Here is a 12,349-nt window from a genome sequence, read left to right on the forward strand (position 1 = left end):
ATACAGTATTGACATTGTGTTGTCGTCATACAGAACTTGGGCAAGATGAAACCCAAGCATCTGAGCCTGCTGCTGCTCTCTTCCCTAACTTCCCCGCTCCTCGCGGGACTTCCCGGCCCCGAATTGGTCAAAGATATCTATCCAGGCGAGTACGGCTCGATCGACTACGAGACAAACTTTGAAGTATGCGGCGACACCCTCTTCCTAGGAGCCAACAACCGGAGCCTCGGCAAGGAACTATGGAAAAGCGACGGGACCCCCGAGGGCACCATGCTGGTGAAAGACCTTTGTACCGGATCCCACGGGGGTGGTCCCAACCGCTTCATGCGGGCCGGGAACTTCGTCTTTTTCTCCGGGCATGACCTCAGCCACGGATACGAGCTCTGGCGGACCGATGGAACGACTGCGGGAACATTGATGCTGAAGGACATCCTCGAGGGCAAGGATGCTTCTTCCTATCCCAAGCCGCTCGGGGTCTCAGGGAGCACGCTCTACTTCACCGCCAACGAGGAACGCTACGGTGTCGGCGAACTCTGGAAAACCAACGGCACGCCGGAAGGGACAGTGAAGGTCACTTCTATTTCACCCGGCAGCAGGGTGGGAGTTTATCCCGGGGTGGCAATCGGAGGGACCTACTACTTCCGGGTTTCGAGGTCATCCCGGATGGAGCTATGGCGTACCGATGGAAATGCCCAAGGAACCCGCTTCCTGACCCGGATCGACAGCATGCCACGAGCAATCGGGAATCGCCTCTATTTCATCTACGATGACGGCATCCATGGAAAGGAGCTCTGGACCAGCGATGGAATCGGCTCCAGTTGGATGGTGAAGGACATCGCACCGGGATCCACAGGCGCGGTGCCCTATGAACTCTTCAGGGGAGGTGACCTCGTCTATTTCTCGGCGCGGACCGGTGCTAACTCGGTGTGGGCGCTGTGGCGAAGCGATGGTACTGCCGAGGGGAGCTTCCCACTCCTGGAGCTCGCGGAGCCTTATGGGCACAACGTGCACGTGGCGGGCGGGCGTATCTATTTCACACCCAAGCTTCCCAATGGGAGCTCCGAGGTATGGAAGTCCAACGGTACCGTGCCGGGTACCAAGCCGCTCAGAGCCGGAACCCCGGGCGGGCGGATGATCTATTTCGGAAGCGGTGGGGAGCATTTCTACTTCCTGCCCGCGATCAATGGACCGCTCTGGCAGAGCGATGGCAGCACCCAAGGCACCCGGATGGTGGGAGACTTCTCCATGGGCACCACCGGATCCGCAGGCGACGGTCTGTATCCCACGCCGGTGAACGGGAAGCTCTTGTTCGCCGCCTATCAATCCACCACCGGCAAGGAACTCTACAGTTACGACATCCGGCTTCCCTCGATCGCCAAACCGCAGGTCAGCGAACTCACCACCAGCAGCGCGAGACTGGATCTGGCGGTGAATCCGAACGGCCTGACTACCAGCGCCAAGCTGGAGTATGGAACGAGCGATGTCTATGGCAGCGTCCGCTACCTGCCGGTAACTGGCGACAGCTTGCTCTCCAGCTTCCAGGACTTTCCAGTGCTGCTCTCCGGCCTCGCTGCCGGCACGACCTACCACTACCGCGTGAGTGCCACGAACGAACGTGGCACACGCGTGAGCACCGGCAGCTTTCGAACCGCCTTAACCCGCGATGCTTGGCGTTCCGCGGCCTTCGGTTCGGAAGCCAGCGCCGAGGTCTCTGCGGATGATCAGGACCCGGATGGCGATGGCATCAGTAATCTGATCGAGTATGCCTTCGGCCTCGATCCCAACATAGGAGACCCGGACGACCTCCCTAAGCCGCTTACAAACAGCGAGGAGATGATCCTCGAATTCACCCACCCGGAAGGGCAGGAGGACATGATTTACGGCGTCGAGTGGAGCCCGAACATGGCACCGGGCAGCTGGGCGTCCGTTCCGGACACGGGCAGCGGGAATCATCACCGCTTCGTGGTGGATACGCGCCAGAAATCCCGCGTCTTCACCCGCTGGAAAGTGACTCCCCGCTGATCTTCCCCCGGACGTCCCGGGCCCTTCGCGAGAAGCGAAAGGTCCGGGGCGAAAATTCTCCTTCCTCAATTCCCCGCTACCGAGGGACGGAGCAGCTTGCGGAAGAAGATCGCCCGCGGGATGGCCATGATGCGTGCGAGCCATCCGAGCGAGGACTTCCGCCAGCCCTTCGCGACGGCCTTGCTTTCAAGAAGCTTCACCATCTCCAGATGGCCGAACATGGCGGCGAACATGACCGGCGTGCGGCCTCCGCCCTGATCCGCCACGGGATCGGCACCTGCATCGAGCAGCAGCTTGGCGACCGCGATGTGGCCCTTGAAGGCGACACCGGCCAAGGGGGTCTGGCCGCGGTCGTTGCGGGCGTCCACCTCCGCATCGTAGCGCAGGATCACCCGTGCGGCTTCCTCATTGCCGTGGTAGGTGGCGAGCATGAGGAGGGTGTTCCCCTTCTCATCGCGCAGGTTCACCGGCATCCCGGCCTGCAGCATGGGCGCGAGGGTATCGACATCGCCGTGGCGGGCGGCATCGAGCGCCATCGCTTGCAGCTCGGCATAGCGCTGCTCTTCTTGGGCGTTGAGCGTCATCGGATCAAATTGGGTTAAGGAAGTGGGCGGTGCCGACACACCGCCCGCCATCATTCAAGTTTGCGCGGACGGATCAAGCTAAAGCCGGTTCATTCGGATACGCGCCGCTGGCCTCCCATTCGACCTTGAGGGCTTTGGCAACGCCGGCGGCGTAGGCGGGATCGGCCTTGTGGAAGTGGCCGAGCTGGCGGTCGACGATCTCCCGCGGCACACCTTGCATGGCTTCCGCGATGTTGCTGAAGAGCTGCTGCTGTTGCGAGTCGCTCATCAGGCGGAAGAGGTTGCCAGGCTGGGTGTAGTCGTCGTTGCCGTCGCGGTGATTCCAGCGGTCGGCATCACCGGAGATTTTCAACGGCGGCTCGGCGAAGCGGTCGTCCTGGGCGGGGCCGCCCATGGTGTTCGGCTCGTAGTAGGCGTTGCTGGACTTGGGCTCCATGAAGTTCATCGAACCGTCCATGTGGTAGGTATTCACCGCGCTCTTCGGACGGTTCACCGGCAGGGCCTCGTACCAAGTGCCGACGCGGTAGCGGTGGGCATCCGCGTAGGAGAAGATGCGGGCCTGGAGCATCTTGTCCGGCGAGAAGCTGATACCGGGGACGATGTTCGAGGGCGAGAAGGCGGACTGCTCGATCTCCTGGAAGTAGTTCTCGGGATTGCGGTTCAGCTCGAGGATGCCGACATCGATGACCGGATAGTCCGCATGCGGCCAGACCTTCGTGAGGTCGAAAGGATTGAAGGGGCACTTCTCGGCGTCCTCCTCGTTCATGATCTGGATCTGCATCTTCCACTTCGGGAAATTACCTTTCTCGATCTCCTCGTAGAGATCGCGTTGCGAAGACTCGCGGTCCTTGGCGATAACCGCCTCTCCTTCGGCATTGGTCATCGTGCGGATGCCCTGCTGGGTCTTGAAGTGGAACTTCACCCAGAAGCGCTCGTTCTTCGCGTTGATGAAGGAGTAGGTGTGCGAGCCGTAGCCATTCGTGTGGCGGTAGCTCAGCGGCAGACCGCGGTCCGACATCAGGATGGTCACCTGATGGAGCGACTCCGGCGAGAGCGACCAGAAGTCCCACATGGCGATGGCGCTGCGCATATTCGTGCGCGGGTGACGCTTCTGGGTATGGATGAAGTCCGGGAACTTCAGTGGATCGCGGACGAAGAAAACCGGGGTGTTGTTGCCAACGAGATCCCAGTTGCCTTCCTCGGTATAGAACTTGAGCGCCCAGCCGCGCACGTCGCGCTCGGCATCGGCGGCTCCGCGTTCACCGGCCACGGTGGAAAAGCGCAGGAGCATATCGGTCTTCTTGCCGACCTCGGAGAAAATGCCAGCCTTGGTGTATTTCGTGACGTCGTGCGTGATGGTCAGCGTGCCGAAGGCACCGGAGCCCTTCGCGTGCACGACGCGTTCCGGAATGCGCTCGCGGTTTTGGTGGGCGAGCTTTTCGATAAGCTGGTAATCTTGGAGGAGGAGAGGTCCGCGCGGTCCCGCGGAGATCGAGTTCTGATTGTCGGCGATCGGGTTGCCGCCGGTCGTGGTCATCTGGGGTTTCGCCATGGTAACTGGATTGGGATTGCGTGGCGGAGCGTGACGTAAACACAGGCATTTGTGAAATCGCAGGTTGAAAACGGAGCCATTGGATTTACTTATGGCCTACGTTCATGGAACTCCGCCAACTTGAGATCCTTTCCAGTGTCGCGGAGTCGGGGTCGCTGACAGCCGCGGCGAAGCGCTGCAATCTCTCCCAGCCCGCGATCAGCCAACAAATCCAAGCGCTGGAGGATGAGATCGGCGAACCGCTGCTGATCCGGCGCGCGCGCGGAGTGGACATGACCGCGGCAGGACGCACGGTGCTCGAGCATGCCGCGCGCCTGCTGGCGGAGCGCGACAAGCTGCGCGATGCCTTCGCGGACCGCCGTGAGCTCCGGCATGGGCGGGTGGCTTTCGGGATCATCCCGACCATCGCGCCCTACCTTTTACCGCAGTGGCTCGGGCCCTTCCGCGAGCGGCACCCGGGGATCGCGATCGCGATCTCCGAATCGCGCACGGAAGACCTGATTTCGCAGTTGGTAGAGGGCAGCATCGAGTTCGCGATCCTGAGCGATGTGCCGGAGCACGACCGGCAAAAGTGGTCGCTGAAGGTGAAGGAACTATTCCGCGAACCGCTGCTTCTGGCCGCGCCCTCGAAACATCCGCTGGCATTGAGGAAGGCAGCACCCACACCCGCCGACCTGAACGCCGCGGAGTTGATCCACCTGAAGGGCGGACACTGCCTCTCCGATCGCACGCTGCGGCTGTGCAAGATCCGCGAGCCCGATCCTGGACTGCAGTGCGATCAACTGGGCACCGCGCTCTCGATGGTAGCCTCGGGCCTGGGCGTCACGGTGGTGCCGAAGCTGGCAACGCGCAACCGCGCGATGGACGGCATCGTGGTGCGGCCCTTCTCGGGGAAAGGCATGTATCGCGTGATCGCGCTGATGAAGCGGCGGGATAACAAGGATAGCCCGGCGGCGGCCGAACTCCTCAAGCAGCTCTCTGCTTGAAGAGATTTCCCAATAACTAAAAACTTAGTTTTTATCTTGCCGCAGGGACCGGCTCCGTTTCTTTTCCCGGAATGCCGCGGAAGAAAATCCCACAACCCCTCTCCGGACTCTCCCGGCGCGAGACGGAGATCATGGAGATCCTCTTCGCCATGGGTGAGGCAAGCGTCAGCGCCGTCACCGCGAAGATGCCGGCCGAGCTGAGCCCCAACGGGGTCCGCACCATGCTCACCATCCTCGAGGGCAAAGGCCGCGTAACCCGCCGCAAGGACGGGCGCGAGTACTTCTACAAGCCCGCCACCGATCCCGCCATTGCCGGCCGGAGCGCCCTGCAACAGGTGCTCCGCGTCTTCTTCGACGGCTCCCTCAAGCAAGCACTGCAAGCACGCTTCACCGGCGACGGAAGCCCTCCCGATGCCGCAGAGATCGCGGAACTTGAGCAGTTGATCCGCGCGGCCAAGCGCCGGACCAAGGAGGACCCCAAGCCATGAAGCTATTGCTTGAGAACCTCGCCGGTTCATGGGCACTTCTCGGCGGCCTGAAGATCGCGGCAGTCGCACTGATCGCTGCCGCCTTCATTCCGCTCGTTCGTCAGCGCGACCTCGCTTCGTCGCTCCGTGCCATTGTCATCCTTTCGCTGCCGGCGGTCTTCCTCTCCGGACTCCTACCCTTGGCATGGCGGGTCCTACCCATTCCGGAACCACGGGAAGAGCCAGCTGCTGCGATGGTCGCCGCAAGCTTCGCATCACCCGCTCGCCCTGATGAGGTCTCCCCGCGACCGCAGTCCTCACCCGAGCTTTCAAGCCCCACCATCTCAGACCGGATACCGGAAGCGATCTCACCTGCCCCTGCCATCGCGCCCCGACCCCTTCTTTCACCAGATCGATCCCTGCTTCTGCTCTGGCTCACGGGTGCAGCGCTCAGCCTTGCTCCGGTCCTCTTCTCGTGGCTCGCCGCAGTCAAGTTGCGGCGTCAGCCATCTTCACCGGAGCTCTCCCGCCAATGGCTGGCACTCGCCGGTCCTCACGCCGCTCGCGTGCCGCTCCGGATCTCGCCCGATGTGAGCGGTCCCGGTCTCGCCGGACTCATCCGCCCGGTGCTGCTGTTACCGCCTGAAGCTAACACCTGGTCCACGTCCCGTCTCCGCTCGATCTTCCTCCACGAGGGGCATCACATTCGCCGTAAGGACGTGATCTGGCGTGAGCTCGGCCGCGTCGTCCGCGCCGCGCTCTGGTTTCATCCGGTCGCATGGTGGGCACAGTCGCGCCTCGTGGTCGCGCAGGAGCGTGCTGCGGATGAAGCGGTGCTCGCTCACGGAGTTGCCGCACCCGATTACGCCTTTCACCTGCTCGCCATCGCAGCCGGCACGCGTATGGCTCCCGGTGTTGCGATGGCACGCTCGTCCCAAGTCGGTGGGCGCATCCGTCTCATCCTCTCGCGCCATGAAGCTCTCCACCCGGGACGAATGTTCATCGAGCGCGCCGCCGCCGTCCTCACCGGTGTTGTCGCCATGCTGGTTACCTTCATGGCCTTCATCCGCCCGTCCCAGGCATTCGGCGAGGAAGCCGCCATCGCGGACTACGGTTTCCGGCCGCCGATCATCGATCGCCACGGTCGCCTGATCGCCACCTCGGACCCGACCCGGATGCCGGAAAACCGGCGCGAAAACACCCCCGTCCGTTGGTATCCCGAGCGCGAGATCACCGCCCATCTTACCGGCATAGTCACCCCGGACGGGAAAGACGGAGTTCGGGTCGGCAAACGGAGCGGTCTCGAAGACAGCCCCGAGCTGGAAGCCGGCCGACCCTTGCAAACCACGATCGACCTGCGGATCCAGCGCCTCGCATGGAAGATCTTGGAGCAATCCGGCAAGCGCGGGGCCATGCTGGTCAGCGATGCCGCAAGTGGCGAGATCCTCGCCGCCGTTTCATGGCCCGCTTTCAATCCGAACCTATTCGCTGAAGGGATCACCCCGGAGCAGCAGCAGGCTCTTGATGAGGATGAAATGCATCCCTTGGCCAACCACATCTCAAGACCGGAGCCTCCCGCTTCGCTCTTCAAGTTCTTCATCGGCCTCAGCGCCGCCAAGGCAGACGCGGCGGACCGGCTGTTCCACTGCGGTTCCTCCATCCAGGTGAGCGGGCACCGCTTCAGCGATTGGAATAAAAAGCGCGATGAGATGCTTGATCTCCCGGCAGCGCTCTCATCGGGTTGCAACACCTACTTTATTCCCATGGCGATCCAGATGGGCCCCCAGCCCTTGCTCGCAATGGGCAAAGACTTCGCCTTTGGCGGAGCAGGGTCGGGACCTTGGATCCCCTGCGGCGACTGGCACGGAGGCCGCGATGGCTTGGCTCTCTCCAAGCCGATCGATCTCGCGATGGCCGCGCTGGGCCAAGGGTCGACACGTCTCTCGTTGGTCGATTGTCACCGGCTGACCGACGCCATTGCCTCTGGAAAGATCCGTCCCGCCGTCTTCGTGAAGAACCGCCCGGCAGGATTACCGCGCAGCTTGGCAAGCACGGGAGTCGACGAACGCGAACTCGGCATGATCCGCCGCGGAATGATCGATTCCTTCGTGACCAGAAGAACAAAGTGCCCCGGTGGCCTCGCGGCGTCCGCCGCCACAGCGATGAGCGAGGTCCAGCGACATGTGCATGTAGCCTTCTGCTCAGGCTATGCCCCGCTTGACGCTCCCCGCTTCGTCGTTTCGCTGCGTCTTTGGTCCGCCCCGGGGCAAGGTGCTTCCGGCGTCCAAGATGCAGGACCGCTGCTTGGAGAGGCCATGAACAAGCTTCTCAGGGAGGAGTTCTGATCGCGGGGGCCCGACCCCCTTCCGAGTTCGGGGGACATCCCGTGCCGGAATTTCTTTTGACTCTCCCGGCAGGCGGTCGAGCGTACGATCGCCATGAGTGCCGTTGAAGATCTACAGGACAACAGGGCCGTCACCAAAATGCGCGAGCTGGTTAAAGCAGCGCCCACCTGCATGCTTGGAACGGTATTGGGAGATCTACCTCCGCACCTCTGTCCCATGCAGGTGCAAGATGTGGATAGCGACGGTTGTCTATGGTTCTTCAGCGGGGCCGATAGCGCTCACAACGCACATATCGGGGAAGACCCGCGGGTCCAACTCGTCTTCTGCAATAACAGCAACCACGAATACCTCGCGGTTTACGGAAAAGCCGAGATTACCCGCGATATCCACAAGGTGGACGAGCTATGGACGAACATGGTGAAGACTTGGTTTCCCGATGGAAAGGACGACGCGAACCTCACCTTGATCTGTGTATGTCCGGAGAAGGTCCACTACTGGGACGTGAAGGACGGCAAGCTCGTGGCGATGGCCAAGATCTTGATGGGAGCAGTTACGGGAAATCCCCAGGATATCGGGATCGAAGGTGATTTGAATCCCTGATCCAGCTCAGAAGCGACCGCGCATGAAGGACTCCTCCGGGGGCGCGGTGCCTTCCTTGGCGTGAATCACTTCAAGAACGGGCACGGGGCCTTCGCCTTCATCCGGGAAGCGCATGGTTCCGGAGAGCTCCATCCATGCGCTCTCCTCGACGGCAGGAACCTCGTCCTTGAAGCGTACGATGATCGGGATCGCTTGGCTATCTGCCGCGCAGCAGGTGATGAAAAGACGATAGAGCCGGCGCTGATTCGGACCGCCTTCCGGGTCTTTCACCATGCGGCCTTCGGTTTCGACCATCATGCCTTCCACCAGATCCCGCATCTCGGGATCACCGGTGGTGAAGAACAGTTCCATGAGGCTGAACTTGTGGAAGCCTGCCTCGTTCTTCGCATGCTGCTGCTCGATCAGCTCCTTGGTGAGCTTCGGCATGATCGACTCCAACATCGGCGAGCGGGTGGCCGAGGGAGTATCATAGAGGCCCTTCTGGCTGAGGGCCTGAAGCGAGAACCCGTCCTTCGTATAGGCCACGCTGAAGGCGAGCGGGATGATGAGGATGAGGAGAGCGACGACCGGGTGGACATCCAGGCTCTCGTGATCGTGCGAATCATCCGGCCCGTGGTCGTGACCGCAGCTCGCCTCTTGGGTGGAGGTGAGCAGGTTGAAGAGACCCACCACCACCAATCCGAGACCGCCCGCGAGGACGAAGGAGTGGAAGTCCGGCGCGAGGTACTTCGTGATCCGGCCGGTGCCGTAGAAGTACAGCAGCACCCCGCCCCAGATGATCAGGGCGATCGAGGAGAGCACGCGCTGGAGTTTGGCGTTCACGGGTTCGCGAGGGAGAAGATGATGGCCTGCCAGGCGATCGCTGCAGCGCCGATGCCAAGGAAGAGGCCGATGGAAAGCCAGAGGATGAAGCGACGCTTCAAGACCGTCTGGTAAAGGAAGATCAATTTCACGTCCAACATAGGACCGAAGACCATGAAGGCGAGCTTCGCGCCATAAGTGAACTTGTCGAGGGTGGCTGCGATGAAGGCATCCGAGGTGCTGCAGAGGCTGAGCACGAAGGCCAGCACCATGAGTGCAGCAGGCGCGGCGTAGTTATTCGTGGCAAGGGTGCCGAGCCACTGGGCACCCGGAGCAATGCCGGTATTGAAGAGAGCCGTGATGGCGACACCGATCGAGAAGTAGACACCGACATCCACGAAGTCCCGCATGGCGGAGCGAAAGGCGGCAACCAAGCGATTCTCACCATGGCCATGATCGTGGTGATGATGATCGTGCCCATGATCATGCGCATGGTCGTGACCACAGCAGCCGTGACCGTGCTTGTGATCATGGTCATGATGGTGGTGCTCCTCCTTCACGGCGTCCGCCAGCTTGTCCTTCTCCAAGCTATCCACCAGGCGCTGGCGGAGGATCTGGACCATCGGAATCCGTGAGACGATCAGGCCCACAGCGACGGCGACCAGGAAACCAAGTCCGAGACGGGACACCGTCATCACAAGGCTGGCGGAGTAGCTCATCTCACCGAAGGGAATCTCCGGACCCTTGAAGGCCTTCCAAGTGCTCAGGGCCGTGATCGGATTCACGATCGGAGCAGCCAGCATGTAGGTGAGCGCGCAGGAGACCGGCAGGCCCTTCTTCACCAGACGGCGAATCACGGGAACCACGGCGCACTCGCAGACCGGCAGGATCGCGCCCAGCAGCCCCGCAACGAGGATCGCGGGGAACTTCCGACGCGGCAGCAGCTTGTCCATCGTACCCGCGGGCAGGTAGATGTCGATGAAGCCGCTGATGAGCGTGCCGAGCAGGATGAAGGGTGCCCCCTCGAAGAGGATGCTCAGGAAGGCGAAGGCGAAGTCCTGCTTTTGGTCGGGCGACACTCCGGCAGGAAAGGGAGCGGCACCTGACCTGTCAAACCCGGTCGCCGTCGAGCAAGCGTTCGCGCAGTGCGGGAGAGGGCAGCGAACAGACATCGGCCTTACCGAACCAGCGATAGCGATTCCGGGCGATGAAACGATAGAGGGGATCCCGGAGGGCCTTCGGTATCAACGAGCCTAAGGATCCGAGGATCGTCCAAACCCCGCCCATCGCCTTGAGAATCTGGCAGATGGCTTCGGAATGGGTGAAAACGCTGCCTTCCCTGCGCACGATTACGGTGCTCAGCGATTCATTCACCGCCTGTTCTTCGATCTGTCGTCCCACGGGACTCTGGAGCGCGACAAATCTCAAACTCCGCCGCGAGTCGTGCTCGGCAAGAAAGCGGATGCCGCTGCTGCACAGCATGCACTCGCCGTCATAGGCGATCACGACCGGTTCCCCGCTTGCCACGGGAAGACCCTAGCACGGCACTCGCGTCTTGCCTGCCGTAAAGTTGGTGCCTATCAACTTGTCCGATGGGGGAACGGATCTTCCCCCTATATCGCAGGCCATGAAAAAGAGACCTCTGCGCCCCCGCAGCGATGCGGCTACCACCCCCGGCTTTCAGATCGCCCCGATGATCGACGTGGTCTTCGTGATCCTCCTCTTCTTCATGGTGAAGGCGGGCGACATCCAGACGGAAAAAGCCCATGTCACCCGACTCCCGAGCGATACCTACCAAGGTTGCATGGTGAAGATGCCAGATGAGATCGCCATAACCGTGGCGGAAGACGGTCAGGTCTATCTCAACGACGATCCCTTCGACACGCCGGACTCCACCAGCTTGCAACAGCTCGCGGGCAACCTGAATGCGCTGAAGCAGAGCGCGGACTATCTGGGAGCCGAGGTCCGGGTTCTGGTCCAAGCGGAGGAACAGGCGAAGTACCAGCGGGTGATCGACGTGATGGATGCCCTTCACCAGGCCCAGATCTCCGAAGTCAGCTTTGCATCCTTCGGCGACTGAAATGCTTTCCTTCATCATCGAATTGAAGCTGGAATACGGTTCGTGACGCCGAACCTGCATCATCTCGAGCTCTTCTATCATGTGGCCCGGCACGGGGGGATCACCGCGGCGGCACGGAGCATGCCCTACGGCATCCAACAGCCGGCGATCAGCGGCCAGATCTCGCTGCTGGAGGATCAGCTCGGGGTCCGGCTATTCCAGCGCCGGCCTTTCAAGCTGACTCAGGAAGGGCGCGATCTCTACGACTTCCTGGCCCCCTTCTTCGGCGCCTTGCCCGAGGTGGCTTCCCGGATCGCCGGACGCGCTTCCCGCCGACTGCGGCTCGCCGCACCGGCCACGATCATCCGCCGCCATATGCCCGACGTACTGGCGGCGATGCGCAAGACGCAGCCGGACCTGGAGCTCAGCCTCGTGGATACCGACCAGCGGGCGGCCTTCGCCCTGCTGGAGCAAGAGCAGGTAGACTTGGCCGTGTGTGAGCTGGAGTCCAAGCCTCCTTCCGGAATCCGCACGGAGGTCCTGATCACGATGCCGCTGGTTCTGCTGCTGCCGCAGTCCTACAAACCCGCGCGCTCCGGCATCCATGCGATGGCGGTGGACTTCCCGCTGATCCGTCCCTCAAACGATACCGCGCTGGCCCGGCTTTTCTCGAAGGGGCTGGCCAAAGCCAGGCTCGATTGGCCGGCGCGGATCGAGGTGAACTCGCTGGAGCTGGTGCATGCCTATGTGGCCGGGGGCTTCGGTGCCGGTCTGAGCGTGAAGGCTCCGGGCATCACCTTTCCGAAGGGCAGTCAGGCATGGGAGATTCCGAACTGCCCGGAGCTGGTCATCGCCGCCGCGTGGCGCGGGAAGCTCTCGCCGCTGGCGGAGATGGTGCTCGACGGGCTGCGGAAACGGGCAAAGGGCAGCTAG

General features: G+C 62.1%; 12 protein-coding genes. 7 read left to right on the forward strand and 5 right to left on the reverse strand.

The features are described from left to right. Nucleotides 1-45 precede the first annotated feature (45 nt). Nucleotides 46-2,022 carry a hypothetical protein gene (locus OJ996_RS06710; RefSeq protein ID WP_264512526.1) on the forward strand — a complete coding sequence of 659 codons (1,977 nt, stop codon included), beginning with the start codon at nt 46-48 and terminating at the stop codon, nt 2,020-2,022. A 65-nt stretch (nt 2,023-2,087) separates the two neighbouring features. On the opposite strand, the gene OJ996_RS06715 is transcribed toward OJ996_RS06710, so the two are convergent. Further along, nucleotides 2,088-2,606, reverse strand: a complete 519-nt coding sequence (locus OJ996_RS06715) for an ankyrin repeat domain-containing protein (protein ID WP_264512529.1) — start codon at nt 2,604-2,606, stop codon at nt 2,088-2,090. Nucleotides 2,607-2,679: 73 nt separating this feature from the next. After that, a complete protein-coding gene (locus tag OJ996_RS06720) occupies nt 2,680-4,158 on the reverse strand; it encodes a catalase (RefSeq protein WP_264512531.1) in 1,479 nt (492 codons plus the stop codon). Between the two features lie 104 nt (nt 4,159-4,262). Between OJ996_RS06720 and OJ996_RS06725 the strand changes: the two genes are divergently transcribed. The 4 genes from OJ996_RS06725 to OJ996_RS06740 all read left to right on the forward strand — a co-directional run bounded on the left by OJ996_RS06725 (nt 4,263) and on the right by OJ996_RS06740 (nt 8,556). After that, nucleotides 4,263-5,144 (forward strand): LysR family transcriptional regulator, encoded by an 882-nt coding sequence (locus OJ996_RS06725; RefSeq protein ID WP_264512533.1) that lies wholly within the window; start codon nt 4,263-4,265, stop codon nt 5,142-5,144. Between the two features lie 71 nt (nt 5,145-5,215). After that, complete coding sequence (locus OJ996_RS06730) at nt 5,216-5,632, forward strand: BlaI/MecI/CopY family transcriptional regulator (protein ID WP_264512535.1); 417 nt, start codon at nt 5,216-5,218, stop codon at nt 5,630-5,632. After that, on the forward strand, nt 5,629-7,956 hold the full coding sequence (locus OJ996_RS06735; protein WP_264512537.1) for a M56 family metallopeptidase: 2,328 nt from the start codon (nt 5,629-5,631) through the stop codon (nt 7,954-7,956). The genes OJ996_RS06730 and OJ996_RS06735 overlap by 4 nt, the downstream gene beginning before the upstream one ends. A gap of 138 nt (nt 7,957-8,094) precedes the next feature. Then, nucleotides 8,095-8,556 (forward strand): pyridoxamine 5'-phosphate oxidase family protein, encoded by a 462-nt coding sequence (locus tag OJ996_RS06740; protein ID WP_264513052.1) that lies wholly within the window; start codon nt 8,095-8,097, stop codon nt 8,554-8,556. Between the two features lie 6 nt (nt 8,557-8,562). On the opposite strand, the gene OJ996_RS06745 is transcribed toward OJ996_RS06740, so the two are convergent. The 3 genes from OJ996_RS06745 to OJ996_RS06755 are packed head-to-tail and all read right to left on the reverse strand — an operon-like array spanning nt 8,563 to nt 10,884. Then, on the reverse strand, nt 8,563-9,378 hold the full coding sequence (locus tag OJ996_RS06745) for a TIGR03943 family putative permease subunit (protein WP_264512539.1): 816 nt from the start codon (nt 9,376-9,378) through the stop codon (nt 8,563-8,565). Next, complete coding sequence (locus OJ996_RS06750) at nt 9,375-10,436, reverse strand: permease (RefSeq protein ID WP_264512541.1); 1,062 nt, start codon at nt 10,434-10,436, stop codon at nt 9,375-9,377. Before OJ996_RS06750 ends, OJ996_RS06745 begins: the two co-directional genes overlap by 4 nt. 31 nt (nt 10,437-10,467) lie before the next feature. Continuing rightward, nucleotides 10,468-10,884 (reverse strand): thiol-disulfide oxidoreductase DCC family protein, encoded by a 417-nt coding sequence (locus OJ996_RS06755; protein ID WP_264512543.1) that lies wholly within the window; start codon nt 10,882-10,884, stop codon nt 10,468-10,470. A 100-nt stretch (nt 10,885-10,984) separates the two neighbouring features. Here OJ996_RS06755 and OJ996_RS06760 point away from each other — a divergent pair, with 100 nt between their 5' ends. Together OJ996_RS06760 and OJ996_RS06765 are read left to right on the forward strand one after the other, a co-directional pair. Further along, nucleotides 10,985-11,437 (forward strand): ExbD/TolR family protein, encoded by a 453-nt coding sequence (locus OJ996_RS06760; protein WP_264512545.1) that lies wholly within the window; start codon nt 10,985-10,987, stop codon nt 11,435-11,437. Between the two features lie 42 nt (nt 11,438-11,479). Further along, on the forward strand, nt 11,480-12,349 hold the full coding sequence (locus tag OJ996_RS06765) for a LysR family transcriptional regulator (RefSeq protein ID WP_264512547.1): 870 nt from the start codon (nt 11,480-11,482) through the stop codon (nt 12,347-12,349).

Origin of the sequence: Luteolibacter rhizosphaerae, from assembly GCF_025950095.1 — a bacterium.
In the GTDB taxonomy this organism is placed as follows: domain Bacteria; phylum Verrucomicrobiota; class Verrucomicrobiia; order Verrucomicrobiales; family Akkermansiaceae; genus Haloferula; species Haloferula rhizosphaerae.

Excerpts from the sequence above, each read along its gene's own strand:
- OJ996_RS06710 (WP_264512526.1), top strand. The coding sequence starts at position 46 with ATGAAACCCAAGCATCTGAGCCTGCTGCTGCTCTCTTCCCTAACTTCC.
- OJ996_RS06715 (WP_264512529.1), bottom strand. The coding sequence starts at position 2,606 with ATGACGCTCAACGCCCAAGAAGAGCAGCGCTATGCCGAGCTGCAAGCG.
- OJ996_RS06720 (WP_264512531.1), bottom strand. The coding sequence starts at position 4,158 with ATGGCGAAACCCCAGATGACCACGACCGGCGGCAACCCGATCGCCGAC.
- OJ996_RS06725 (WP_264512533.1), top strand. The coding sequence starts at position 4,263 with ATGGAACTCCGCCAACTTGAGATCCTTTCCAGTGTCGCGGAGTCGGGG.
- OJ996_RS06730 (WP_264512535.1), top strand. The coding sequence starts at position 5,216 with ATGCCGCGGAAGAAAATCCCACAACCCCTCTCCGGACTCTCCCGGCGC.
- OJ996_RS06735 (WP_264512537.1), top strand. The coding sequence starts at position 5,629 with ATGAAGCTATTGCTTGAGAACCTCGCCGGTTCATGGGCACTTCTCGGC.
- OJ996_RS06740 (WP_264513052.1), top strand. The coding sequence starts at position 8,095 with ATGCGCGAGCTGGTTAAAGCAGCGCCCACCTGCATGCTTGGAACGGTA.
- OJ996_RS06760 (WP_264512545.1), top strand. The coding sequence starts at position 10,985 with ATGAAAAAGAGACCTCTGCGCCCCCGCAGCGATGCGGCTACCACCCCC.